At 71.9% G+C, this 25,362-nt stretch carries 19 protein-coding genes; 2 read left to right on the top strand and 17 right to left on the bottom strand.

Annotated features, from left to right (window positions below; genetic code table 11):
• Positions 1-74: 74 nt before the first annotated feature.
• From ABEA24_RS23375 to ABEA24_RS23355, 5 genes are all read right to left on the bottom strand, one after another.
• Positions 75-2,069 (bottom strand): LamG-like jellyroll fold domain-containing protein, encoded by a 1,995-nt coding sequence (locus tag ABEA24_RS23375; protein WP_345433123.1) that lies wholly within the window; start codon positions 2,067-2,069, stop codon positions 75-77.
• A gap of 153 nt (positions 2,070-2,222) precedes the next feature.
• Entirely contained in the window at positions 2,223-3,428 is a 1,206-nt protein-coding gene (locus ABEA24_RS23370) for an ROK family transcriptional regulator (protein WP_345433122.1), read from the bottom strand.
• Between the two features lie 16 nt (positions 3,429-3,444).
• The gene (locus tag ABEA24_RS23365) at positions 3,445-4,764 is read right to left on the bottom strand and encodes a sugar ABC transporter permease (RefSeq protein WP_345433121.1); all 1,320 of its coding nucleotides are present in this window, start codon (positions 4,762-4,764) and stop codon (positions 3,445-3,447) included.
• A 9-nt stretch (positions 4,765-4,773) separates the two neighbouring features.
• Positions 4,774-5,559 carry an ATP-binding cassette domain-containing protein gene (locus ABEA24_RS23360; RefSeq protein ID WP_345433120.1) on the bottom strand — a complete coding sequence of 262 codons (786 nt, stop codon included), beginning with the start codon at positions 5,557-5,559 and terminating at the stop codon, positions 4,774-4,776.
• 63 nt (positions 5,560-5,622) lie between these two features.
• On the bottom strand, positions 5,623-6,714 hold the full coding sequence (locus ABEA24_RS23355; protein ID WP_345433119.1) for a sugar ABC transporter substrate-binding protein: 1,092 nt from the start codon (positions 6,712-6,714) through the stop codon (positions 5,623-5,625).
• An 880-nt stretch (positions 6,715-7,594) separates the two neighbouring features.
• On the opposite strand from ABEA24_RS23355, the gene gndA reads away from it, so the two are divergent.
• Entirely contained in the window at positions 7,595-9,019 is a 1,425-nt protein-coding gene (gndA, locus tag ABEA24_RS23350) for an NADP-dependent phosphogluconate dehydrogenase (protein WP_345433118.1), read from the top strand.
• An 82-nt stretch (positions 9,020-9,101) separates the two neighbouring features.
• Here gndA and ABEA24_RS23345 read toward each other — a convergent pair whose 3' ends face one another.
• From ABEA24_RS23345 to ABEA24_RS23315, 7 genes are all read right to left on the bottom strand, one after another.
• A complete protein-coding gene (locus tag ABEA24_RS23345) occupies positions 9,102-10,262 on the bottom strand; it encodes a GDSL-type esterase/lipase family protein (protein WP_345433117.1) in 1,161 nt (386 codons plus the stop codon).
• Positions 10,263-10,639: 377 nt separating this feature from the next.
• Complete coding sequence (locus tag ABEA24_RS23340; RefSeq protein ID WP_345433116.1) at positions 10,640-13,294, bottom strand: polynucleotide kinase-phosphatase; 2,655 nt, start codon at positions 13,292-13,294, stop codon at positions 10,640-10,642.
• Entirely contained in the window at positions 13,291-14,970 is a 1,680-nt protein-coding gene (locus ABEA24_RS23335; RefSeq protein ID WP_345433115.1) for a 3' terminal RNA ribose 2'-O-methyltransferase Hen1, read from the bottom strand. The genes ABEA24_RS23340 and ABEA24_RS23335 overlap by 4 nt, the downstream gene beginning before the upstream one ends.
• A 91-nt stretch (positions 14,971-15,061) precedes the next feature.
• Positions 15,062-15,208 (bottom strand): hypothetical protein, encoded by a 147-nt coding sequence (locus tag ABEA24_RS23330; protein ID WP_345433114.1) that lies wholly within the window; start codon positions 15,206-15,208, stop codon positions 15,062-15,064.
• A gap of 30 nt (positions 15,209-15,238) precedes the next feature.
• A complete protein-coding gene (locus ABEA24_RS23325; protein ID WP_345433113.1) occupies positions 15,239-16,999 on the bottom strand; it encodes a serine/threonine protein kinase in 1,761 nt (586 codons plus the stop codon).
• A gap of 69 nt (positions 17,000-17,068) precedes the next feature.
• Positions 17,069-17,998, bottom strand: a complete 930-nt coding sequence (locus tag ABEA24_RS23320; protein ID WP_345433333.1) for an LLM class F420-dependent oxidoreductase — start codon at positions 17,996-17,998, stop codon at positions 17,069-17,071.
• A 36-nt stretch (positions 17,999-18,034) separates the two neighbouring features.
• Complete coding sequence (locus tag ABEA24_RS23315) at positions 18,035-19,918, bottom strand: hypothetical protein (RefSeq protein WP_345433112.1); 1,884 nt, start codon at positions 19,916-19,918, stop codon at positions 18,035-18,037.
• Positions 19,919-20,111: 193 nt separating this feature from the next.
• On the opposite strand from ABEA24_RS23315, the gene ABEA24_RS23310 reads away from it, so the two are divergent.
• Positions 20,112-20,330, top strand: coding sequence for a hypothetical protein (locus ABEA24_RS23310; protein ID WP_345433111.1), 219 nt, complete (start codon positions 20,112-20,114; stop codon positions 20,328-20,330).
• A 226-nt stretch (positions 20,331-20,556) separates the two neighbouring features.
• Here the strand turns inward: ABEA24_RS23310 and ABEA24_RS23305 are convergent, their stop codons facing one another.
• From ABEA24_RS23305 to ABEA24_RS23285, 5 genes are all read right to left on the bottom strand, one after another.
• A complete protein-coding gene (locus ABEA24_RS23305) occupies positions 20,557-20,928 on the bottom strand; it encodes a hypothetical protein (protein ID WP_345433110.1) in 372 nt (123 codons plus the stop codon).
• Positions 20,929-21,146: 218 nt separating this feature from the next.
• Entirely contained in the window at positions 21,147-21,554 is a 408-nt protein-coding gene (locus ABEA24_RS23300) for a PaaI family thioesterase (protein WP_345433109.1), read from the bottom strand.
• Complete coding sequence (locus tag ABEA24_RS23295; protein ID WP_345433108.1) at positions 21,551-21,820, bottom strand: hypothetical protein; 270 nt, start codon at positions 21,818-21,820, stop codon at positions 21,551-21,553. The genes ABEA24_RS23300 and ABEA24_RS23295 overlap by 4 nt, the downstream gene beginning before the upstream one ends.
• A gap of 156 nt (positions 21,821-21,976) precedes the next feature.
• On the bottom strand, positions 21,977-23,263 hold the full coding sequence (locus ABEA24_RS23290; protein ID WP_345433107.1) for a class I SAM-dependent RNA methyltransferase: 1,287 nt from the start codon (positions 23,261-23,263) through the stop codon (positions 21,977-21,979).
• On the bottom strand, positions 23,250-25,289 hold the full coding sequence (locus tag ABEA24_RS23285) for an APC family permease (protein ID WP_345433106.1): 2,040 nt from the start codon (positions 25,287-25,289) through the stop codon (positions 23,250-23,252). Before ABEA24_RS23285 ends, ABEA24_RS23290 begins: the two co-directional genes overlap by 14 nt.
• Positions 25,290-25,362 lie beyond the last annotated feature (73 nt).

Raw genomic sequence — 25,362 nt, 5'->3', positions numbered from 1 at the left:
CGACAACGGCAGGGCCCCGCAAGGGCCCAACAACGGGCGGCAGGGCCCTTTGCGGGGCCCTGCCGCCCGTGCCGTCAGCGGGCCGTGACGGCGAAGCGGTCGAACTGCGCGGGCACGTACGAGTCGAGCGCCAGGCCCGACTGGCCGTGGTCGAACGTCGCGTCGGTGACGGCGGCGACCTGCCGGCCGTCGACGAACGCGCTCACGGCCGTGCCTTCGAAGCGCAGCGCCAGGTGGTGCCATCGCCCGGTGCCGAGGGCATCGACGGTTCCGGTGGCCAGGGTCCGCGTGGTGCCGTCGTTCTGGACGACGTACAGCGACCACGCGCCCGTGTCGGCGACCTTCAGGTGGTAGCCCTTCCACAGGACGAGGTTGGGCTTCTTCCGCGGGTCGAGCTGGCCGACGATCCGGCCGAGCAGTTCGGCGGAGCCGGCCTGCTCGAGCTGGACGTCCGTCCCCGTCTCGTAGTCGGTCCAGGCGGCGTCACCGACCAGGGTGAGCGGCGCGGGCACCTTGGTCCACTTGTTGGGCTGGGTGGTGATGACCTGGCGCAGGCACTTTCCACGGTGCGACCCGTGGGCGCACTTCGCCACCTCGAACGCGCCCTCCATGTCGGAGAAGTAGCGGGGGGTGGCGCCGCGCCGGTACCCGTCGAACGACTCGGTGAAGGGCAGCGGCAGGTTCGCCGCGGCCGGGGAGACGGCGGATCCCTTGCCGCCCCCGCCGAGGGTCGTCAGCGTGTAGACGCGGCCGGGCTCGAGGGTGATCCGGTACGAGCCGTCGGCGTCCGCCCGCAGGTCGTCGCCTCGGGCGAACCACGTCGCGGGATCGGCCGAGGACAGCTCGGTGGACCACACGTGCAGCCGTCCCCGGGAGAGCCCTCTCGCCGGGCTCACGGTGATCGTCTGCGGTCCGGTCGCGGCGGTGGTCTCGACGACCGTGGTGTGGTCGGGCCGCGCGGCGGGCGAGCGCAGCGTCACGTACGTGCCACCGCCGTCGAGGTAGCCGCTCGCGGAGTCGAGGTAGCGCCAGCCGGGACGGGCGAACTGCGAGGTCTGGGCGACCGTCCACAGCGTCGGGCCGAGCTCGTAGTGGCCCGTCCAGGGTTCGTTGGCGCGCAGGAAGCCGCTGCCCGCGTACTGGACGGTCGGGTACCAGCCGTACGCGGCCGGCCAGTTGATGAACGCCGTCATGCGCCCGTCGACGTACTCGTGGTTGATCTCGGCCGCGAGCCGGGGCGCGCCGGTCAGGTAGTCGTTCCACCCGGACTCGCTGGCGAAGATCGGCTTGCCGAGGCCGATGGCGTCGGCGGAGCTGGAGCAGTGCACCGCACTGCACGGGTAGTGGATGCCGACGACGTCGACGGCCGCGTCGAAGGCAGGGTCGTTCTTCAGGTCGGTGGCGACCTGCCAGCCCGCGTTATCGGCGGCGACCAGCTTGACGTGACCGTATCCCGCGCGGTTCAGCGCGGCCCGCAGGTCGACGTACCACTGCTTGTCCCAGCCCTTCTCGTTCCAGCCGCCGAGGTAGTCGATGCTCAGGTGGTGCCGCCGGGCGCACCCGAGCCAGTCGGTCAGGTAGGCGATGTTGTCCTGCGACCAGAACCCACCGTGGAACCATCCGGGCGCGCCCCACTCGAGGCCGTACAGCTTGATGGCGGGGTTGCGCTTCTTCGCCTCGCTCATCAGCCACCACTCGTAGCCGCGGTCGCAGTTCACCTCGCCGGGAACGCGCGCGTGGCTCGGCTCCGCCCCGTTGCTGGAGTCGGTGTCGCTGCCGATCTCGACCTTGAGGATGTCGAGCGAGGCCCCGTAGCCGGGCTTGAACAGGTAGTCGAGGATCTGGCGGCGCTGGCGTTCGGGGTAGTCGACGATCAGGCGTGAGGTGCCGCCGCCGCCACTGATGGCGCCGACGCCCTCGTACACGCGCCCCGTCCCGTCGGGGTCGACAGTGATCTTCTGTGGCTCGGTCTGCGCGGTGGCGGGCACGGCCAGGCCGGTGACCAGTGTCGCCGCGAGGGCGAGCGCCGCCAGCGGCCCTCGCCGTACCGATCGTTTCCAGCGTCTCATCGGACTCCTCTCACGTGGCCCCCGAGACTCGTGGACAACGGCATGGCGGACGCGCCGGCCAAGCGTTCGATATTTCGAACCGCGTCCGACCATGCCGGGACCATGGAAGCCGGGCCGCGCGATCACGTCAAGATCGCGGTGAGAGAGGGAGGTTCAGGCGGCCAGGCTCGTCAGGACGCCGATCGGGTCCTCCAGGAGAGGCGCGAAGGCGAGTTCGGCGGCGCCGATGACCTGGGCGTCCGTACCGAGGGCGGAGACCGCCAGCCGTACCTGCTCATGCGGGGCGACCAGGGACGATCGGGCGACGGTCCTCCGTACGACGTCCTCGGTGACGGCGAACAGCTCGCCGAGCGGACCGCCGAGGACGACGATGTCCGGGTTGAAGGTGTTCACGAGCATGCCGACGCCGGCTCCGAGCCACCGGGCGACCCCGGCGGCGGCCTCCGCGGCCTTCGGCTCACCGGCGGCGACCCGGGCGAGCACTTCCCGGTAGGCCCGCAGGCCGCCGTCGACCGGCCGGCCGGCGGCGCCCAGCAGCGCCTCGACGCCGGCCTCGGTCTCCAGGCAGCCGACGGACCCGCACCGGCAGAGGCGGCCGTCCGGGTTGACGCGCAGGTGCCCGATCTCGCCCGCGTACCCGCCGCGGCCGCGCAGGGGCCGCCCGCCGACGAGGATTCCGCCGCCGATGCCGATCTCGCCGGAGATCACGACGACGTGGTCGTATCCGACCGCGGCGCCGCGCCAGTGCTCGGCGAGCGCGCCCAGGTCGGCGTCGTTGGCCAGGAACGCCGGCAGGTCCAGCCGCTCCCCCAGCCGCGCCCCGAGGGGCAGGTCGATCCAGCCGAGGTTCGGCGCGAACCTCAGCAGCCCGTCCTCCTGGCGGACGACGCCGGGCACGGACAGGCCGACGCCGACGCAGCGGGCGCCGTCCGGCGCTCCGACGCGCAGGCGACGGCAGGCTTCGACGATCGCGTCGACCGTCGCGTCGAGCTCGCTCCAGTCCCGGCCCGGTTCGGCCTCGACCCGGTCGAGCACGTCGCCGCCGAGCCCGACCCGGGCCACCACCAGATGGCGGACGCCGAGGTCGACGGCGAGGACGTACGCCGCGTCGGGACAGGGCACGACCTCCAGCGACGGCCGGCCGGCCCGCCCTCGAGCGCTCGCGGAACGCTCGAGGACGAGACCGGCCTCGACCAGCTCGGCGACCAGGTCGCCGATCGTGCTGCGGTTGAGCCCCATCTCCGCGGTGAGCTCGGCCCGGGACCGGCAGCCGTGCCGGTGCACCTCGGTGAGGATCGTGCCCAGGTTGTGACGGCGTACGTCGTCCTGCGTCGATCCACGGATGCGCCGGCGTGTCACGAGATCGCTCCGGCGCTCAGCGGCCGGTCGCGGAGCGCCGCCGCCTGGCCAGAGCGTCGATGCTCGCGGCGAGGAGCAGGAACCCGCCCGTGACGATGTAGTTGAGGTACGCCTCGGCGCCGAGCAGGCCGAGACCGTTGATGATGGTCGCGATGACGAGGCCGCCGAGGACCGCGTCCCGCGCCTTGCCCCTTCCGCCGAACAGGCTCGTCCCGCCGATGACCGCGGCGCCCACGGCGTACAGCAGGGTGTTGCCCGCGCCGGCGTCCGGCGTGACGGAGTTCAGGCGGGACGCCGCGACGATGCCGCTGATCGCCGCCAGCACCGAGCCGATGACGAACACCGACAGCCGGATGGCGTTGACGTTGATGCCCGCGCGGCGGGCCGCCTCGGCGTTGCCGCCGACCGCGTACACGTGCCGTCCGTAGCGCGTACGGGCGAGGACGAACGTGCAGATGATCAGCAGTACGGCCACGAGCGGGACGCCCCACGGGACGCCACCGTAGAACAGGGCGCCGTTCGGGTTGGCGGCCCGGTTCAGGTTGAGGACGTACGCGCCGCCGAGCAGCGCGATCGCGACCAGGGCCACCTGAACGGCGACCAGGGCGAACGGGCGCCGGGACAGTCCCTTGGCCGTCTGCCGCTGATGCCGCAGCAGCTGGATCGCCGCGTACCCGACCGCACACACCGCCGCGACGGTCCAGCCCAGCCAGACGGGCATGTACTTGTTGGCCACCGCGTAGATGACCTTGTCGTGGACGGGGACCGTTCCACCCTGACCGATCAGCTTCAGCGCGATGCCCTGCAGACCGAGGAACAACGCCAGCGTCACGACGAAGGACGGGATGCGGACGATCGCGACGAGCGCGCCGATCATGGTGCCGATGGCGACCCCGGTGACCGCCGCGGCGAGCACGGCGACCATCCAGTTCTGGCCGCCGTCGACCAGCAGCTTGGCCATGACCGCGGCGCACGCGCCGCTGGCCACACCGGCCGACAGGTCGATCTCGCCCAGCAGCAGCACGAAGATCAGGCCCATCGCGAGGATCGTCACCGGCATGGCCTGGACGAGCAGGTTCGCGATGTTCCGGGCGCTGAGGAAGGTCTCCGGGCGCAGCCCCCAGAAGAAGATGATGAGGACGGCCAGACCCAGGATGGCGGGCAGCGCGCCGAGGTCACCGGTGCGCAGCTTGATGAAGTAGTCGTTGACCGCGGACGAGACCGTCTTTTCGCGGGTGTCGACGGAGAAGTCGGAGTCGGCGAGCGTGGGCACCGCGGTCCGCGCGGAGCCCGGCGCCGGCTCGACGATGTTCGGCTCGGGTGTATCGGTGGACATCGTGGAACCTCAGATGCTCTCTGCGGCGGTCGAGGGCGCCAGGCCCAGGTCGCCGGATCGCCCGGTGGTGATGAGCTCGACCACCTGGCTGTGCGTGACGTCGGACCGTTTGACATCGGCGGCGACGCGGCCCAGGTAGAGGGCGGTGATCCGGTCCGCCACCTCGAACACGTCGTTCATGTTGTGCGAGATCAGCACGACCCCGTGCCCGGTCTCGGCGAGCCGGCGGACGAGGTCGAGGACCTGCCGGGTCTGCGCGACGCCGAGCGCCGCGGTCGGCTCGTCCAGGATCACGACCTTGGACTCCCACAGCACGGCCTTGGCGATCGCCACGGTCTGCCGCTGGCCGCCGGACAGGCTCGCGACCTGCTGGCGGACCGACTTGACGGTGCGCACCGACAGCTTGGCCAGCGTCTCGCGGGCGGCCTGCTCCATGGCCGCCTCGTCCAGGACGATGCCCTTCTTGCGCTCGCGACCGAGGAACATGTTCTGGGCGATGTCCAGGTTGTCGGCCAGCGCGAGGTCCTGGTAGACGATCTCGATCCCGAGCCCGGCCGCGTCCCGAGGACTGTGGATGCTCACCGGCCGGCCCTCGAACATGAAACGGCCGGAGTCGCTCGGGTGGATCCCGGCGATGCACTTGATCAGCGTCGACTTGCCGGCGCCGTTGTCGCCGACGAGCGCGGTCACCTGTCCGGGGTAGACCGCGAAGTCGACGTCGTGGAGCACGTGGACGGCTCCGAAGCTCTTGTTGACCCCCACCAGTTCGAGGGTGGGGTTTCCGTTCTCAGACAACGCTCGCACTCCCTCGGGAGGCGGAAAGGGGCGCCCGGGCGAGACCCGGGCGCCCCTCCGCACTCACTGGATTCCGGCCGCCTTGCACTTCGCGGCGTAGGCGCCCTTGCACAGCTCGTCCTTCTTGACGAAGCCGTCGTCGACGACCTGCTTCACGTTGTCCTTGAAGATGCCGATCGGCTTGAGCAGGATCGACGGCACCTGCCGCTTGCCCTGCGGGTCGTTGGAGGTGGCGTTGGTCTGCGGCTTCTGGCCCTTGGCCAGCGCGGTGACGACCTGGATGAGGCCGTCGGCCTCCTGCTTGATCGGCTTGTAGACGGTCATGCACTGCGTGCCGTCGAGGACGTTCTGCAGGCCCTGCGGGGTGGCGTCCTGACCCGTGACCGGCACCTTGCCCGCCACGTTGTTCTTCTTCAGGATGGACACCGCGGCGTTGCCGAGGCCGTCGTTGGCGGCGAGCACGCCGTCGATCTTGCCGTTCTGCTGGGTGTACATCTGCTCGAAGATGGTGACGGCCTGCTGGTTGTCCCAGTCCGGCACGTCCTGCTCGGCGACCTTCTTGTAGTCGGTCACCTTGTCGAGCACCTCGTGCGCGCCCTGCTTGAAGAGGGTGGCGTTGTTGTCGGTCGGCGAGCCGTTGAGGTAGGCGATGTTCGCCTTCTTGCTGCCCAGGCACTTCTGCAGGCCCTGGCCCTGGACCCGGCCGACCTCGACGCCGTCGAAGGACACGTAGTAGTCGGCGGAGCCGCCGAGCGTGAGCCGGTCGTAGTCGATCGTCTGGACGCCCTGCGCCTTGGCCTTGCTCTCGATCGCCGCGCCGGAGTTGGAGTCGAGGTTGACGATCGCCAGCATCGTCACGCCCTGCGTCAGCATCTGGTCGGCGATGGACTGCATCTGCTGCTTGTCGCCCTGGGCGTTCTGAATCGTGTAAGGAATCCCGGCCTGCTTGAACGCCTGCTCCAGCAGCGGCCGGTCGAAGCTCTCCCAGCGGACGGACGACTTCGTGTCCGGCAGGATCACGCCGATCTTGCCGACCTTCGACTTGCTCGTGCCACCGGACTTTTTGCCGTCGTCGCTGTTGCTGCCACAGGCAGCGAGGCCGGCGGTCGCCATGGCCGCGATCGCAGCGATACATGCCGTGCGCTTCAAGATCACGTCGACACCTTCTTCGGGGGTCCCCAGGAACGGTTTGTTTGGGCGCACAACGTATTCCGCGCCCAGCAGTTCGTATAGAGGGAGGAAGCCGGAGAAATCTGACGGTTACGACATCGAAATCTGGTCGTCACATAACACTAGGGAGCCGCAAGACTACACACAGCCACACACGCCATCCAAGCGCTCTGTAAACCTTCCGAACAGTAAAAAAAAGTTAACCTTGAGCAGGCACGATGGGGTCCGGACGGGAGGTCGAGGCCACGAGGCGGCGACGGCACCACGCGCGCGTCCGCCCGGCGACGGGGACCCGGGTCCTGCCCGCGCCACCGAAAATTAAGCATCCAGCCCCTACCGGACGCTGCCGGAGCGTGCTAGTCCGATCCGCGTACGCGCGCCGAGCGAGCACGCGGATATCGGCCGAAAAGGGCGGGAGATTTCCCCGGTCGACGGTCTTTCGGTCACCGCCGCCGGGTCGGCACAGGCGTCCGCGGGCGGTGTCTCCGCGGCCGCACAACCATGGACCGGACGCCCGAGAACGCCAGGCCTGATAGCTCCCCTGAGCACTGGAAAGCCGAATCGGGTACGAGCCGGTGTCGCGGCATCAGAAGCAAGATCGCAATAATTGCGGTCCGGGTCCGAATCGCGGCGATCTCCGGGGCGATATCTCCGGTCGCGGCGGTGAATCGGACGGCCGAAAACAGCGGCCCGTACGATTCTCCCGGAAAAACCACGCACATTAACCAGCGTGACGGCACAGGCCGTCGGACCCGGAACGGTGGCGCCGCGACAGCCCTCGGCGGGTCGCCCGATCACACGGCCGCGGACGCCGCGCCGAGCCCTGCGGAACCCCGGCGCCGTCGCGCTGACTAGTGTCGTCTTCATGGGTAGCCAGATCGGTGTCACCGGGCTCGCCGTCATGGGCCAGAACCTCGCGCGCAACATCGCCCGCCACGGGTTCCCGGTGGCCGTGCACAATCGGACCGAGAGCCGTACCAAGCAGCTCATCGAACACCACGGCAGCGAGGGCGACTTCACGCCCGCCTACTCCCTCGAGGAGTTCGTCGCCGCGCTCGACCGGCCCCGCCGGATCATCATCATGGTCAAGGCGGGCGCGCCCGTCGACGCCGTGATCAAGGACCTCATCCCGCTGCTCGACGCCGGTGACATCATCATCGACGGCGGCAACTCGCACTACGCGGACACCCGGCGGCGCGTCGCCGAGCTCGCCGAGCACGACCTCCACTTCGTCGGCGCCGGGATCTCCGGCGGTGAGGAGGGCGCCCTGCTCGGGCCCAGCATCATGCCGGGCGGCCCGCGCGAGGCGTACGAGCCCGTCGAGCAGATCCTCACCGCGATCGCGGCGCAGGTGGACGGCACGCCGTGCTGCGCCTACATCGGCCCGGACGGCGCCGGCCACTACGTCAAGATGGCGCACAACGGCATCGAGTACGCCGACATGCAGCTGATCGCCGAGGCGTACGACCTGCTCACGCACGCCGCCGGTCTGAGCGCCCCGGAGATCGCGCAGGTCTTCGAGCAGTGGAACGAAGGCGACCTGGAGTCGTTCCTCATCGAGATCACCGCGAAGGTGCTCGCGCACACCGACGCGGCGACCGGTAAGCCGCTCGTGGACGTCATCCTCGACCAGGCGGAGCAGAAGGGCACGGGCCGCTGGACCGCCCAGTCGGCACTGGAGCTCGGCGTTCCCGTCACCGCGATCACCGAGGCGGTGTTCGCGCGGGCGCTGTCCTCGCGCAAGGACGAGCGGACCAAGGCGTCCACGATCCTCCCGGGCCCGGCCGGCGGGAAGGTCGAGTCGGACTTCGTCGACGCCGTGCGCGACGCGCTGTACGCCTCGAAGGTCGTCGCCTACGCCCAGGGTTTCGAGCAGATCCGCGCCGCGTCGAACGAGTACGGCTGGGACGTCGAGCCGGGCACGCTCGCGACGATCTGGCGGGGCGGCTGCATCATCCGGGCGCGGTTCCTGAACCGGATCAAGGACGCGTACGACCGCGACCCGGAGCTGTCGAACCTCCTGCTCGACGACTACTTCCGGGATGCCGTCGCGGGCGCCCAGGACGCCTGGCGGAAGGTCGTGCGCACGGCGGTGGAACTGGGCGTGCCCACGCCCGCGTTCTCCTCGGCGCTGGCCTACTACGACGGCTTCCGCCGCGAGCACGGCCCGGCCTCGCTGATCCAGGGCCTGCGCGACTACTTCGGCGCGCACACCTACCGACGTACCGACCGGGACGGCGTCTTCCACACCCTCTGGTCGGAGGACGGCCGCGAGGTGTCCGCCGACTGAGTCGCTCCCGGCGACCGAGCCGCTCCCGGGCGCCGGCGCCCGCATGGACGCCGGCGGCCCGGGTGACGTCGGCGGTCATGCGTCAGCGGGCGAACGGGCCGCCGTCGGCGAACGCGAGCGCGGCGAAGCGCTCCCCCATCCGGCGGTACCCGGCCGCGTTGGGATGCAACGCGTCGGGCAGGTCGGCGAGGTCCGACTCGCCGAACAGCTCCCGGCCGTCCAGGTAGTGCAGATTCGGGTCCGTGGCCGAGCGCTCGGCCACGATCCGGCGCAGGGCGTCCCGGATCACCGAGAGGCTCAGCGCGCCCTCGGCCAGCCGCGCCGGGTCGCCGACCGTGTCGAAGCGCAGGACGCCGTCCTCCATGACGGGGAGGGTCGGTCCCGGCCGGTCCTCGACCATCGGGCAGAGGATCGGCGAGATCACCAGCAGCGGGGTGTCTGGGTGCCCCTCCCGTACGGTGTCGATGAAGCCGTGGACCGCCGGCTCGAAGGCTCTCAGCCGCATCGTGTCGCCGTTGACCACGTTGATGCCGAGTTTGAGGCTGATCCAGTCGGCGGGCAGGTCACGGATCGTCCGGGCGGTGAACGGGTCGAGCATCGCGTTCCCGCTGAACCCGAGGTTCAGGACGTTCACGTCGGCGGTGTGCGCGGCCACGACGGGCCAGGTGCCCAGCGGGCTGTCCGCCTCCCCGCAGTGGCTGATCGAGCTGCCGTGATGCACCCAGCGCGGCCGGGGGTCCGGCTCGGCCGGATGCACCGGCCCGTCGGCGCGCAGCGCGATCAGCTCGACCTGGGCGCTCTGCGGCAGCCAGATCTCCACCTGCTTACGCCCGGACGGCAGCGGCCCGAAGCGTACGGTGGCGGGCTCGCCGGGGATGATCTCGGGCGGCTTCACCCCGGCCGGGTCGAGCACCAGCACGTTGCCGTCCGGTGTGACGACCCGCTGGGCGGGCGTGCCGTCGACCACGAGCTCGAACACGCCGCCGGGCCCCACCTCCTCGACGGCCACGTTCAGCGTCTTGGTGATGAGCACATCGAGCTCCAGCGCCGTCGCCTCGGTGCCGAAGACCATGCGCACGCCGGACGGCTGGGCCACCACCATCTCGCAGAACGGGGTCGGGAACTGCGGCCTCGTCCAGCTCGGCAGTCGCCAGGGCCGCACCCCGGCCTTGGTGCGTTCCAGGTCGAGCGCGCCCCGGATGTCAACCGGGCCGTCGAGCAGAGGGACGTCGGCAGGCGCCATGGATCCACCTTTCGTCTCCGGGCCGCAGGCAGCGGCCGTTCCGAACGTACGACGCCGGAGCGCGGTGCGGAAGATCGCGGACATATGGCACGTCCCTCACCGGACGACCGCCGACGAGTCCCGGCGCGGCACGCGGACGATCACCGGCGGCTCTTAGAGGCCGTCCCAGCCCGTGGCCTGTGCCATCAGCTGGTCACGGACCTCGGCGAGCGCGGGGAACACGGGCGCGCCCCGCCGGGCCGGCCGGCCGAGCGCCGCCCCTCCCCCACGCGCCGCCGGCAAGCCGAGTCACGGTCGGTCTGCGGGCGGCGCGTCGCACACCGCCACTCGACCAGGCACGCCGGGCCTGATCGGGCGCGTCGCTCAGCGGCCGTTCCTCACAGGCGCGGGTCGACCGGCTCGGACTCCAGGGCGAGCACGCCGAACACCGCCTGGTGCACGCGCCACAGGGGCTCTCCGGCGGCCAGCCGGTCGAGGGCCTCCAGGCCGAGGGCGTACTCCCGCATGGCGAGCGACCGCTTGCGGCCCAGCGACCGTTTCCGCAGCCGCTCCAGGTGCTCCGGCTCGGTGTAGTCCGGCCCGTAGATGATCCGCAGGTACTCCCGTCCCCGGCACTTCAGTCCGGGCTGCACGAGGCGGCGTCCCCCGTCCGGACCGGCCGGCGCCGGTCCGCCGTCCACGTCCCACCCGGCCGGCTCCGCGCCGCCATGCCCGCCTCGGCCGGCCGGGACCGGTCCGCCGTGCCCGCCTCGGGTGGTCGGGACCGGCCCGGCGTTCCCGTCCGGTGGCATCGGCTTGACGACCATGCCCTCGCCGCCGGCCGCGGTCAGTTCCGTCCACCAGGCGATCGCGGCGGACTCGTCACCGGACAGATCGAGGACGTACGACCGCGTCGGCGCGAACAGCTCCCCGTCGGCGGCGGCCAGCCGGTCGGCGGTCGCCAGGTGCCAGAGGTGGTCCCGTTCGGCGTAGGAGCGGCCCTCCGCGGCCAGCACCTGGAACGGTGCCAGGCGCAGCCCCTTCAGCCCCTCCGTCGGCCAGCAGTAGCGCGCGTACGCGTCCCGGAACAGGTCCGCGTTCGCGGAGCGGCGCGCGACGCGGTCGCGCAGCGCCCCCACGTCCAGGCCACGGGCGGCGGCCCGGTCCAGGACGTCGACGGCCATCGGCAGGGCGGCCCGGGCGGCGGCGCCGGTCGCGGCGTACTGCGTGCGCAGCAGTTCGACGGCCTTGGCCGACCAGGGCATGAGCTCGCAGTCGAGGACGAGCCACCCGGTCTGGAGCTCCTCGAACAGGCCCCCGGCGGCCGTACGGACCCGCTCCAGGAACTCCTCGGTCGTCGCCGGGTCCGGGAAGAACGACCGGCCGGTCCGGGTGTAGACCGCTCCGGTGGTGCCGTCGTCGACGCCGAAGCGACCGGCGGCGGTCTCGGCGTCGCGGGTGACGACCACGATCGCCCGCGATCCCATGTGCTTCTCCTCGCACACGACCCGCGCGACGCCCTGCCTCCGGTAGGCCTCGAACGCCTCGGCCGGGTGCTCGAGGAACCCGTCGAGCGCGGACGTCGGCGCGGGGGCCATCGTCGGCGGCAGGTACACGAGCCAGCGAGGGTCGACCGCGAACCGGCTCATGACCTCCAGGGCGGGCCAGACGTTCTCCTCGCGGACGCTGACGCGTCCCATCAGGCGCGTCTCGACCGCCTCCCCGATGTCGGTGACGCGCAGCACGCCCGACTCCCGGTGCGTTCCGGGAGCGGTCTCCGGGACGAGCGGCCGGACCGGCTCGTACCAGACCTGACGGGCCGGGACCGAGACGATCTCCTTCTCCGGGTAGCGCAGCGCGGTGAGCCGGCCGCCGAACACGCAGCCGGTGTCGACGCAGAGCGTGTTGTTGATCCATTCCGGCTCGGGCACGGGCGTGTGCCCGTACACGACCATGGCCGCGCCCCGGTAGTCGTTCGCCCACGGGTAGCGCACTGGCAGCCCGTACTCGTCGGTCTCCCCCGTCGTCTCGCCGTACAGGGCGAACGACCGTACGCGGCCCGACGCCCGCCCCTGGTAGGCCTCCTTCAACCCCGCGTGCGCGACGACGAGGCGGCCCTCGTCGAGGACCAGGTGGCTGACCAGGCCGTCCATGAACGCCAGCGCCTCCGCGCGGAACTCCTCCGGCTCGTTCGCGAGCTGGTCGAGCGACTCCGCCAGCCCGTGGCCGACCGTGACCCGGCGGCCCTTGAGGGCGCGTACGAGCTTGTTCTCGTGGTTGCCGGGGACGCACAGCGCGGTCCCGGCGGCGACCATGCCCATGGCGAGGCGGAGGACGCCAGGGGTGTCCGGCCCCCGGTCGACGAGGTCGCCGAGGAACACGGCGGTACGGCCCTCGGGGTGCGCCGCGCCCACGGCACGGCCGAGCGGGTCGCGCTCGACGGCGTAGCCGAGCGAGGCGAGGAGGTCCTCCAGTTCGGCCCGGCAGCCGTGCACGTCGCCGATCAGGTCGAACGGGCCGGTCAGGTGCCGCCGGTCCGACCAGGACTTGTCGTACGTGACGACCGCCTGGTCGATCTCCTCGCCGCGCAGCACGTACGCGCGCCTGAACTCCCGGTCCAGGGCGCGCAGGCCGCGCCGCAGCTCCCGGCGCTGCCGGGGGACGACGTGGTCCGGCAGGTCGCGGTCGGTCCGGGCGGCGTTGCGCTCGATCGCGACGGACTCGGGGACGTCCAGCACGATCGCGACGGCGAGCACGTCGTGCTCCTTGGCGATCCGCACGAGCTGCTCGCGGGGGCGCGGCTGGACGTTCGTCGCGTCGACGACCGTGAGCAGGCCGCGCCGCAGGCGCGTACGCACGATGTGGTGCAGCAGGTCGAAGGCGTCGGCCGTCGCCGACTGGTCGTTCTCGTCGTCCGAGACCACGGCCCGGCAGTGGTCGGAGGAGACCACCTGCGTCGGGGCGAAGTGACGGCGCGCGAAGTACGACTTGCCGGAGCCCGACACGCCGACCAGCACGACGAGCGCCATCTCCGGGATCTTGAGCTCCGTCATCGCGCGAACACCCCCATCTGCGTCGGCGAGCCGACCTCACCGTCCTCGTCTCCGACCGGGACGTACCTGACCCGGTAGCCGTATCTCCCGGCGACCTTCTCCGCCCATTCCCGGAACTCCGCCCGGGTCCACTCGAACCGGTGATCCGGGTGCCGGAACCCGGTGAGCCCCTCGTAGCGCACGTTGTACTCGGCGTTCGGTGTCGTGACGACCACGACACGGGGCTGCGCGTCGCCGAACACCACGCGTTCGACGGCGGGCAGCCGGGGCACGTCCACGTGCTCGATGACCTCCATGAGCACCGCCGCGTCGTGCCCGCGGAACCGGTCGTCGGCGTACGTGAGCGCACCGGTGAACAGGTTCGATCGCTCCTCCTGCGCCCGCGTCAGGCGAGCGGACTTGAGCCGGCGCTGAGCGATCATGATCGCCCGGGGCGAGACGTCGGTGCCGAACACCGACGTGAAGTACGGGTCCTTCAGCAGGCGGGTCAGCAGCTTCCCCGAACCGCAGCCGAGGTCGATCACCGTGTGCGCCTCCTCGGCCCGCAGCACGTCGAGGACCGCCTGGATCCGGCGCTCGGCGAGCGGCACCGGCGGGACGGCCGCCTCGGTCTCCGGCTCGACGTCGCCCGGGTCGACGTGACCCGACTGGGCGTGACCCGGCGTGGCATCCCGCGGCTCGACGTAACGCGACTCCGCGCCGCCCGGCCGGGCGTCAGCCGACTCGGCATCCCGCGGCTCGGCCTCCCCCGGCTCCACGTGACCCGGCTCCGCGTCGTCCGGCTGCGCGTCAGCCAGCTCGGCATTCCCCGGCTCGGCGCCCCCAGGCTCGGCATCCTCAGGCTCCACGTCGGACAGCTCCGCGTCGCCGGGCTCGACGGCGGTCGGGTCGGCCTGGGGCGGCTCCTCGTCGATCGGGGCGCGGTCGAGCGCGTCGTCCGGCGCGTCGTCGATGTCGGCGAGGCGGGCCAGCGCCGTACGGACGAGGCCACGCCCCTTCGCCAGGTAGCGGCGGGTGATGTGGCCGCGCTCCGGGTGGACCGCCAGCCAGCCCTCCCCTGCCCGGATCAGCTTGTCGACCTCGTCGGAGGCGACCCAGTAGTGCTTCGCGTCGTCGAGGACGGGCAGCAGGACGTACACCTGGTTGAGCGCGTCGCAGAGCCGCAGTTCGCCCTCGAGCGTCAGCGTCACGTAGCGCGAGTCACCCCACTGAGGGAACTCCGGGTCGAGCGGGACCGGCCGGGCCTCCACCCGCCAGCCGAGCGGCTCGAACAGCCGGCGGGCGGCGTCCGGGCCACCCCGGCACGGCAGTGCGGGCAGGGTGATCGTCAGTGGGATCGGCGTGGCCGCCAGCTCCGCGCGGTCCCGGCTCGCGCCGCGCATCGCGGTGCGGAAGACGTTCGCCATGGCCGAGGACAGGAGGGAGGACGCGGCGTACGGCCGGTCGTTGACGTACTGGCCGAGCGAGAGGTCCGGCGTCTTGCGGGCCTTGGCCAGCTTGATCGGATCGACGTCCAGAAGCAGCGCCGCCGTGCACTTCTCCGGTGACGCGTCGGGGTAGAACACGTGCGCCGTGCCGAAGGACTGCGCGAACGCCTGGACCCGGCCGGGGTGCTTGACCAGCAGGTATCCGAGATCGGTGGCCGGGCGTGTGGTCGTCGTGATCGTCAGCAGCACACGGCACAGTGTCCCGGATGTCGTGGCATGTCCCCCACCGATTTTCTCGAGGCCTTTCCGGGGCCGGGCGAAGAATCTCGCCTTCTCGGCGTTAAGCGGCGGCTGGATGCTCGGCGTCGACGACGTCTGCCGGAGCCGACACCGTGAAGGGGGCGTCGTAGTCCAGGAAGTCGAGGTGCTGGGCCTTCGCAGCGCTGGAGCGGAGTCCGGGAGCCGCTGGAACCTGTTTCCTGACCATTCGATCAGGGTTGAAAGCCTCGCCTTTCGCTCAGCGCCAGGACGCCTTGGCGAGGACATCTGGAACGTTCGGGTCGGAGCTGACGTCGATGATGAGGACCTGCCGGTCGGGGACGTACCATTCGCGCTCGGAGTACCCGTCGGCCGTCTTGTGAGGGTCTGACTGGTCGACGCAGTCGACGACGTACTCGCTGTAGGTCGCCGGGCGCCCGCCGATCTGACGCTGCTCGGTGAAGGTCGGCTTCTGTGGCGTGACGATGAAGGTGCTCGGTCGGCCCGGGCACGACTCGGCGCCCGAGGACGGATAGTACATCCGGTGTCCCGCCTGGTAACTGCCGAAGCCCTCCGATCCGAGGGTGATCTGCTTCGCGCCCATGACCCAGAACCCGGTGCACGACGCCTCGAAGAATTCCTCTTTCGGCTTCGTGCACGGTTCGGTCAGCACGTGCCGTCCGGTCCCGGTGTCGGCGACGGTCCAGCCGGTCGGCAGCGGCAGGCCGAGCGTGTCGAACCACGTGAGGTTCGCCGCGTGCGTCGGTGAGGGCGAGGTCCGGGCGTGGCCGGGACGGGACCTCCCCGGGAGAAGCGTCGTGGCGGCGACCGCGAGAGCGGCCACGCAGGCCACGGCGCCACCGGCGGCGAGCAGCGTCCGCGCCGGCCGCCGGATTCGCAGCGGCGTCCCCGAGACGGTCGACCACCCGTCATCCTCTCGCCGGGACCCGTCGGCCGAAGCAGAGCCCGGCTCTGTAACGGAGATCGTGGCGCCGGGGCCCGCCTTCTCCGCGCGGAGGCCCGGGTCCCCGGAGAGGGACTCGTCCGCCGCCGTACGCTTCCCGCCGACCGACCACCGATTCTCCCCGCCGGCAGACCGTACGCCTTCCCCGCCGACCGATCGCCGGTCCTCCCCGCCGGCCGACCATAGGCCCTCCTCGTCGCCCGGCCGCAGGCCCTCCCCGCCGGACGACCGCAGGCCATCCTCGCCGGGCGATCGGCGGTCCTCCTCGCCGAGCAGCCAGGACAGGGCCTGCCGCGCCGACGGCCGCCGGGTGGGGTCCTTGTCCAGGCAGGCCGCCGCGATCTCCCGTAGGGGCCCGTCGAGGTCGCCGAGGTCCGGCTCGGCGTGCTGGATCCGGCTGACCACCGCACCGAGGTGGTCCTCCCCGAACGGCGCCCGGCCCGTCGCGGCGTACACGATCGTCCCGCCCCACGCGAACATGTCCGCCGCCCGTCCCGGCGGCTCGTTCCGCAGCTGTTCGGGCGCCATGAATGCGGGTGTGCCGGTGACGTGGCCGCTGAGGGTGGCGTCGACGACGTGCGCCACCCCGAAGTCGATCACCCGGGGCCCGTCGGGGCCCAGCAGGACGTTGGCGGGCTTGAGATCCCGGTGGACGACGTCCGCCTGGTGGATGGCGACAAGGGCGGTCGCCGTGCCGATCGCGAGGCGGTGCAGCGCCGAGCCGTGCAGCGGCCCGTCCTCGCGGACGACCTGGCGCAGCGGGGGCCCGTCGATGAACTCGCTGACGATGTACGGCAGATCGCCCTCGACGTCGGCGGCGAGGATCCGCGCCGTGCAGAACGGGTCGACCTTCCGCGCGGCGGCCAGTTCCTTGGCGAAGTAGCGCCGCTCGCGCGCGTCGCCGCCGAACCGCAGGAGCTTGACCGCCACCCGCTCGCCCGACGGCGACTCGCCGAGGTACACCACTCCCTGGCCTCCGGCGCCCAGGCGGCCGATCAGCCGGTGGCCGCCGACGGCGGTGGGGTCCTGGGAGTTCAGCGGCTGGACGGAGGGCATGCCGGGATTCTGCCGCAGGATCGGTCGTCCGGAATCCACGGATCCCGGACGACCGACGCGGCAGGGCGGTCAGACCTGCGGAAGGACCTCGTTCGCGATGAGCTCGAGGTGGTCCAGGTCGTCGAGGTCCAGCACCTGGAGGTACATCCGCTCGGCGCCGATCTCCCGGAACCTCCCGATCGTGTCGACCAGCTCGGCGGGCGTGCCGGCCAGGGCGTGCTGCCGCAGATCGTCGACGTCCCGGCCGATCGCGCCGGCCCGGCGCGCGAGCTCCGCCTCGTCCCGCCCGCAGCACACGACCTGCGCGGCCGAAAAGATCATCGACTGGCAGGACCGGCCGCCCTGCTCACACGCCGCGCGGACGCGCTCGAACGCCGAGCCGGTCTCCTCCAACTGGTGGAACGGCACATTGTACTCGTCGGCGTAGTGCGCGGCAAGCTGCGGCGTGCGCTTGGCGCCGGCCCCACCGATGATCACCGGCGGGCGGGGCTGCTGCGCCGGCTTCGGCAGCGCGGGCGAATCCACCAGCCGGTAGTGCCTCCCCTCGAACGAGAAGGTCTTGCCCGTGGGGGTCTCCCACAGCCCCGTCACGATCCGCAGCTGTTCCTCCAGCCGGTCGAACCGCTCGGCCAGGCTGGGGAACGGGATGCCGTACGCGGTGTGCTCCTCCTCGTACCATCCCGTCCCCAGGCCGAGTTCGACGCGTCCTCCGCTCATCTGGTCGACGTTCGCGACAGAGATGGCCAGCGGACCAGGCAGGCGGAAGGTCCCGGCGGTCACGAGCGTGCCGAGACGGATCCGCCGGGTCTCCCGGGCCAGCCCGGCCAGGGTGATCCAGGCGTCCGACGGGCCCGGCAGGCCGCTGTCGCCCATTATCTTCACGTAGTGGTCCGATCGGAAGAACGCGTCGAAGCCGTACTCCTCCGTGGCCTTGGCGACGCGGAGCAGGGTGTCGTAGCTCGCCCCTTCCTGGGGCTCTGTGAAGATCCGCAGAAGCATGCCTTCCATCCTGCTACTCCACCGCCGCCCCGCGCACTACCGGATCTGACCTTCTTCGCTCCGCCGGCGACCGATCCGAAGGAGGAGCAGCCCCGCGCCCGCCAGCCCGAGACCGCCCAACGCGACCGTCCCGTAGGGGAAGCCGGTGTGCGGCAGACGGCCGGCGTGCGGTAGCCGGCCGGCACTCGGGACCTGCCGCGCGGGGATCGGCCGGGCGTTGCGCGTGTGGCACGCCACGCTGTTGTTCCCCGGGTTCTCGTCGGGCGTTCCGGAGCCCACCGTGCTGACGCAGCGGAGCCTGCCGGGGTGGGTGTGCGGCCGGCCGCGGACGGCCAGCCGGAGCGTGCGGGTCTTCCCCGGCGGGATCGAACCGAGCGGGCAGATGAAGCCGGAGCCCTGGGTGACGCAGTGGTGCCGGCCCTTGCCGATGACGATGGGCGTGTCGCCGCCCGTGGCCTCCTTGCTGCCAGACCCGGCCGGAACCTCCGCCCTGCCGCCGGGCACGGTCGGAACCTCCGCCCTGCCGGCGGTCCCGGCCGATGACTCGGCCTTGATCCCGGGGCCGGCCGGCGTCTCGGCCGGACCGCTGCGGTGGATCCCGGACTCGGCCCCGACCGCGTCCGCCTTGCCGGGCGTGGCCGCGACCCGCGCCGACGGCGACCCGCACGGCGCGGCCTGGACGGCGGCACCGCACGCCGATGTGGTGTCTCCGCGCTGCGACGCGCAAGCGCCACAGGACTGCTGCGTCACCGGAGGCCGCACGCCCGCGCACGCGCCGCAGGCCTGCTGCGTCACCGGAGGCTGCACGCCCGCACACGCACCACAGGCCTGCCCGGCCGCGGAGTTCGGCGCGGCGCAGGGAGGCGGGACCTGCGCCGCGTGGGCCGCGCACGGCGGGTTCCCCGCGGTCGGCCGCGAATTGTCCTGCGTGCCCCCGCACACCGGGATGGCGGGCTTGAGCGGCGCGATCTTCCCCGCGAGCGTCTGCACCGGACCGAACGGGGAACCGCAGGGCGCGCCGACCAGGTCGTCCACCACGGAACTGCGGACCACAACGGCCTCGGCGGTCTCCGGGCCTTCATTGGTCACGGAGATCTCGTACGGCACCTCGCCCCCGGGCCGTACGACCTCCGGAAGAACGCTGTCGGTGACCGCCAGATCGGTGGGCCGCGACGCCTTCACGGGCGGAAACACCGCCTCCCGCGCCGTGGACCCCGGCCGCCCCTGCCACGAGACCTTGGCCGGGCTGGACAGTGGCCGCCCGGTCGGCGTGTTCGGGTCGACCTTCGCCGTCAGCGAGCCGTGCTTCGTCTGCCCGCCGGAGACGATCCCGATGTCGCAGACGAGGTCCTTACCGCCTCGCCAGTGGCACTTCTGCGGCGTGGCGACCACCTTGAGGTCGCGGTTCGGCCTCGTGGTGAGCGTGACGTTCTTCGCCGGCGCGGATCCGGCGTTGGTGACGGAGTACGGCCAGTTGTAGGTCCGGCCGGGCACGACGGGTCCCTGCGGAGCCCGCGCGTCGAGGATGATCCGCGTGCGCGGCGGGAGGCGCCGCCCCTTGCGGTCGCGCTTCGCGCCCGCGGTCCGGTGCTGCTGTTCCCGGCCCGAGGGCCCGTGATCCCGTTCCGTCCCCGCCGGGTCGCCGGCCTGCTCGCCCGCGCCGGGCCGGCCGTCGTTCTCTCGTCCGCCGGGGCGCACGGCGTGCTCCCGCGCGCCGTCCTCCCGCCCGCCTGACCGGACGTCGTGCTCTCGGCCCGCCGGCCGGTGGTCGTGCGTGCGTGACGCCGAGTCCCCCGGCCCATCGGCGTGCGCGGATTCGTGAGACGCGAGCTGTGGCGTGATCGTGAGGCACGAAACGACCGCCGCCGCCGCGATGCCCCGGGTTCCGGCACGCGTGGCGCGGCCAGAGAAGTCGATCATCGTTGTCCCCCGTGACGTGCTCGGATGGTTTGACAACGACCCGTTGTAACCGACCCCCGGGAGGCCTCCTAGCAGCGTGTCGGCGTGTCGTCACAAAGTGTGATGGTAAAAACCTGGGCGATCGTACAGAGATCCTGAACGGCCGGGACACACGGCGATAGTTTGATCAGCCCCCCACGTGAAGGAGCCGACCGTGCTTGAGAAGAAGGTGACCGCGGCCGCGATCGCCGGCGCCGTCGTGACGATCGCCATCTGGATCCTGCACCTCGCCCACATCGACGTCCCCCCGGAGGTCGCGGCGGCGGCGACCACGCTGCTGTCCGCCGTCGCCGGCTATCTCGCCCCGCACACGCATCGCCCGGACCTGACGCCCCCGGCGACGACGGCACAGAACCCACCCGCCACGCCGTGACAAGGGGCGCCGAGCCGACGGTCGCCCCCGGAGACACCGGCGGCCCGCCCGACGCGACGACGGCCGGCCCGGCGCGGTCCCGCATCGGGCGGACGCCCCGTACCCGCTCACAGCCCGGTGCGGTCCCGCATCGGGCTGACGTCGCGTACCGGCTCACAGCCCCGCATCGGGCTGACGTCGCGTACCGGCTCACAGCCCCGCATCGGGCGGACGCCCGCGTGCCGGCTCAGAGCCCCATGCGGTCCTCGCAGGCCGGGCAGGCGGCCTCGAGGTAGCGCACGGGTATCTGGTCCTCGCTCCACTCGACCGACGCCAGGGCCCCGCATCCGAAGCACACGGGGCACAGGCCGACGCCGGTGAGGGCCTGCCGGACGGCGACCAGCAGGCGGCTGGGCGGCAGGCTGCGGATGACCTCGTCGACCTCGTCGCGGGTGCAGCGGATGCGGATGTGCCCGGTCCCGTCGCACTGCGGGCAGTCACCCCTCCGAAGCAGGGCGGGGTCCTTCTGCAGGGTGACCAGCTCGCCGCTGCCGAGGCACATCTGGCAGGGCATCACGATGCCCTGGAACGCCCCGTCGCCGACGGTCTCGTCGTTCACCGGTTCCCCCCTTCGGCACCACCCGTCCCCCGGCCGCCACCGGTCCGAGACGGACGGTGACCGGCCAGGCCTCCCTCTGCCAGCTTCCTCCAACCTGAGCGCTCGCACCGGCCTTTCTCCGAGCTCGCCGCCCTCCCGAACGGCGATAACTCGGTAATGATCGGCGAAATCAGGCGGAGAATTTCATGATCCTCGGCGGTCGACGCGCCGAGAGGTCATCAGCCGAGGAGGGCGTACACGGTGCTCGCGCGGGCGGCGACGGCTCCGTCCACGGTCATCTCGATGTCCGCGAAGGCCAGCGTGCGACCGATCTTGGTGATCCGCGCCGTGACGAGCACGTCCGTGTCCACGACGGGGCGCTGGAAGGTGCTGGACTGCTGCACCGTGGTCATGGGCACGTACGCTCCGCGCGCCGCCGACACCGCGATCACGGTCGCCGTGTCGGCCGCGGCCATCAGCGCCTGGCCGGACAGCGCGCCGCCCTCCCGGGCGAGCCGCGGCGACCAGGGCAGGCGCAGCACCGCCTCCCGGTCGCCGACCTCCTCGACGACCAGGCCGAGGTCCTGCACCCACGGGGCGAAGCTGTCCTTCAGGATCGCGTTGCCGTCAGCGGCGCTCAGCGTCATGGCGCCATCATCTCCCGGCGGGCGTTCAGCACCTCGTCCTCCGCGCGCATGCGGCGCGCGCTCTCGAGGGAGCGTTCGAGCCGACCGCGCAGGTCGTCGAGGTCCGGCGGCCGGCCGGTCGCGGCCGCCACCTGCAGGAGCAGCCGGTCGCGATCGCCTGAGCACAGGATCGATCGGTTGCGGGTCGCCCACCATGACCCGTCCTGGCCTTGGAAGATCAGGCATCCATGGACGATGACGCCGTCTTCCAGCCGGATACGCTCCATGGTCGGCATTGTCGCCCTCCGCCGCCCTGGCGGACGCCCCGCAGGGGCGCCCGGTGGTCAGGTCGGGGTGGCCGACTGTGGCCACGGCCCCGGACGTCCACGACACGCCGGGGTCGTGGCGTCCTGAGCCGCCGGGCGGCGCGAACGCCGGCCGGATCAGCCCCTGACCAGCGTCGCGACGCACTCCACGTGGTGCGTCATGGGGAAGGCGTCGAAGGCGCGCAGTCCGGACAGCGTCCAGCCGTGTTCGGAGAAGAAGGCCAGGTCACGGGCCAGCGTGGCGGGGTCGCACGAGACGTAGGCGATCCGGCGGCCGGCGAGTTCGGCGACGCGCTTGACGACGTCGCGGCCGGCGCCGGTACGCGGCGGGTCGAGGACGACGAGGTCGGCGCGGTTCAGGGTGGATTCGCCGCGGCCGAACCGGATCTCCTGCAGGACGCTCTCGACGTCGCCGCGCTCCACGGAGACGTGCGGGAGGTCGCGGAGGTTGAACCGGGCGTCGCGCACGGCCTGGGCGTCCGACTCGATCCCGACCACGAGGCCGCTCGGGCCGATGGCCTCTCCGAGCACGCCCGCGAACAGGCCCGCGCCGCAGTACAGGTCGACGGCGATGTCGGTCTTCCGGGGCTCCAGAGCGTCGACGACCGCCTCGGCGAGGGTCGCGGCGGCGCCGGGGTGGACCTGCCAGAATCCGCTGCCGCTGACCTGCCACAGCCGTCCGGCGACGTCCTCGCGGACGAAGGGCGGCCGCTCCGGCCGGGCCGACCGGTCCTGCCGGTCGCGCCGGTCCGGCTTGCCGCCGACGAGGCGTACGGGCGCGTCCATGCGGGGAACGCGGACCCGGCCCTTGGAGGACAGGACGGCGAGGCGGTCGCCGGTGCCGGCGGAGGCGACGGCCTCGACGCCGGTCGCGCCGGGCCAGCGCTTGCGTTCGATGCCGAGCGCCTCGACCTGCGGGTGCGCGATCAGGCACTCGTCGATCGGCTCGACCTGGTGCGAGCGGTGCTTGCGCAGGCCGACGACGCCGTCGCGGCGGACCGCGAACTGCACGCGCGTGCGCCAGCCGAGCCCGTCGGGAGCGCCGGGCACCTCCTCGACGATGACGTCGCGCTCGACGCCGGCCAGCCGGCGGAGCTGCTCCTTGACGACCTCGGCCTTGAGCAGGCGCTGGGCGGGCAGGGAGGCGTGCTGCCAGTCGCAGCCCCCGCAGCGGCCGGGGCCGGCGAACGGGCAGGGCGCCTGCACCCGGTCGGGCGACGCCTCGAGGATCTCCACGGCGTCGGCGCGCAGGAAGTTCTTGGTCTCCTGGGTCACGCGGGCCAGGACACGCTCGCCCGGCAGGGTGTGCCGGACGAACACGACGCGCCCTTCGTGCCGGGCCACGCACCAGCCGCCGTTGGCGACCGCTCCGATCTGGAGTTCGATCAGCTCAGACGATTCCACCGGCGGCACGGGTCCCCTCCGATTCGACTTCTTGCTCTGGACCGTACGAGCGGCGCACGGAACCGGGGGCCGGCGGCTCCTGCCGGCCCTTGAGGCGGTCGGACGAGACGAGCTGCCACGGCACGCTCGTCACCATCACGCCGGGCTGGAACAGCAGGCGCGTCTTGAGCCGCAGCGCGCTCTGGTTGTGCAGGAGGTGCTCCCACCAGCGGCCGACGACGTACTCCGGCAGGAAGACGGTCACGACGTCGCGCGGGCTGCGCCGGCGGACGCTCTTGACGTACTCCAGGATGGGCCGGGTGATCTCGCGGTAGGGCGAGTCGAGGATCTTCAGCGGCACCGGCAGCTCCCGCGCGAGCCACTCCTCCTGGAGCTTCTGCGACTCCTCGGGGTCGACCGCGACGGTGATCGCCTCGAGGGTCGTGGGCCGGGTGGCCCGCGCGTACGCCAGCGCCCGCAGCGTCGGACGGTGGATCTTGGACACCAGGACGATGGCGTGGTTGCGGGAGGGCAGGGCGACGTCCTCGCCGGTGGCCTCGAGTTCGGCGGCGACCCGGTCGTAGTGCCGCCGGATGCCCCGCATCATGACGAACAGGACGCCCATAGCGACGCAGGCGATCCACGCGCCGAGCAGGAACTTGGTGACGAGCACGACGACGAGCACGACGCCGGTGACGCACCCGCCGAAGGTGTTGATGGCGCGGGAGGTCTTCATCCGGCGGCGCGCGGCGGGGTCGGTCTCGGTGCGCAGCAGGCGGTTCCAGTGGCGCACCATGCCGGTCTGGCTGATCGTGAAGGACACGAACACGCCGACGATGTAGAGCTGGATCAGCGACGTCACCGAGGCGTCGTACGCGTAGATCAGCAGGCCCGCCATCGCGCCGAGGATGATGATGCCGTTGCTGAAGGCGAGCCGGTCGCCGCGGGTGTGCAGCTGGCGGGGCAGGTAGCGGTTCTGGGCGAGCACCGACCCGAGCACCGGGAAGCCGTTGAACGCGGTGTTGGCCGCGAGCACCAGGATGAGGGCGGTCATCACGGTGACGTAGGCGAACCCGGGCGTGAAGTTGCTGAACACGGTGTGGGCGACCTGGGCGATCACCGGATCCTGGTCGGAGACGTCCTTGCCCGCGGCGTTGACCAGGTGGGTGTCCACGCCGGGATCGGCGAACTTGGCCTTGGTGATGTAGGCGAGCGCGACGATGCCGCCGAACATCGAGGCGGCGACGGAGCCGAGCAGCAGCAGGGTGGTCGCGGCGTTCTTCCCCTTGGGCGGCCGGAAGGCCGGCACGCCGTTGCTGATCGCCTCGACGCCGGTCAGCGCGGCACAGCCGGAGGAGAACGCGCGCAGCAGCAGGAAGACGAGCGCGAAGCCGCCGACGCCGACCTCGGGCCCCTTGACCGTCAGGTGGGCGGTCTCGGCCTCCAGGTGCGCGCCGAACGCCAGCCGCGTGAAGCCCCAGAGCAGCATGACGAAGACGCCGAACATGAACAGGTACGTCGGGATGGCGAAGGCGACGCCGGACTCCCGGATGCCCCGCAGGTTCATGATCGTCAAGATGGCGACGACCACGATCGCCGCGAGGACCTGGTGGGGCTGCAGGAAGTGCAGCAGCGCGCCGAGGTTCTCGATCCCGGAGGAGACGGACACCGCGACGGTCAGCACGTAGTCCACCAGCAGCGCGCTGGCCACCACGATGCCGGAGTTGCTGCCGAGGTTGGTGGTGGCGACCTCGAAGTCACCGCCCCCGCTGGTGTAGGCCCGGACGTTCTGCCGGTAGGAGGCCACGACGGTGAGCAGAATGACGACGACCGCCCCCGCCACCCAGGGCGTGAAGTGGTACGTCGCGAGCCCCGCGAGGCCGAGGGCGATCAGGATCTCCTGCGGTGCGTACGCCACGGACGACAGCGCGTCACTGGCGAACACCGGGAGGGCGATCGTCTTAGGGAGTGTCTGCTCGTGTTGCTGGGCGCTGCGGAGCGCCCGGCCGAGCAGGAGCCTCTTGACGAGGTCGGGAGCCTTCGACACGACAGGTAAGGCTAGTCGCTCTCGGAACCGTGAGATCCACCTCGCCCGGGGGATGAATGCAAGTGCCGCCCTT

It is taken from the genome of Actinoallomurus vinaceus (assembly GCF_039542055.1).
Lineage (GTDB): Bacteria > Actinomycetota > Actinomycetes > Streptosporangiales > Streptosporangiaceae > Actinoallomurus > Actinoallomurus vinaceus.
Note: the sequence above shows the minus strand (reverse complement) of the source record. Positions and strands in the feature narration are given on the sequence as shown.

Coding starts and splice junctions, on each gene's coding strand:
- ABEA24_RS23315 (WP_345433112.1), bottom strand. CDS start 19,918: ATGATCGACTTCTCTGGCCGCGCCACGCGTGCCGGAACCCGGGGCATC.
- gndA (WP_345433118.1), top strand. CDS start 7,595: ATGGGTAGCCAGATCGGTGTCACCGGGCTCGCCGTCATGGGCCAGAAC.
- ABEA24_RS23330 (WP_345433114.1), bottom strand. CDS start 15,208: ATGGTCAGGAAACAGGTTCCAGCGGCTCCCGGACTCCGCTCCAGCGCT.
- ABEA24_RS23320 (WP_345433333.1), bottom strand. CDS start 17,998: ATGCTTCTGCGGATCTTCACAGAGCCCCAGGAAGGGGCGAGCTACGAC.
- ABEA24_RS23325 (WP_345433113.1), bottom strand. CDS start 16,999: ATGCCCTCCGTCCAGCCGCTGAACTCCCAGGACCCCACCGCCGTCGGC.
- ABEA24_RS23295 (WP_345433108.1), bottom strand. CDS start 21,820: ATGGAGCGTATCCGGCTGGAAGACGGCGTCATCGTCCATGGATGCCTG.
- ABEA24_RS23300 (WP_345433109.1), bottom strand. CDS start 21,554: ATGACGCTGAGCGCCGCTGACGGCAACGCGATCCTGAAGGACAGCTTC.
- ABEA24_RS23345 (WP_345433117.1), bottom strand. CDS start 10,262: ATGGCGCCTGCCGACGTCCCTCTGCTCGACGGCCCGGTTGACATCCGG.
- ABEA24_RS23340 (WP_345433116.1), bottom strand. CDS start 13,294: ATGACGGAGCTCAAGATCCCGGAGATGGCGCTCGTCGTGCTGGTCGGC.
- ABEA24_RS23365 (WP_345433121.1), bottom strand. CDS start 4,764: ATGTCCACCGATACACCCGAGCCGAACATCGTCGAGCCGGCGCCGGGC.
- ABEA24_RS23375 (WP_345433123.1), bottom strand. CDS start 2,069: ATGAGACGCTGGAAACGATCGGTACGGCGAGGGCCGCTGGCGGCGCTC.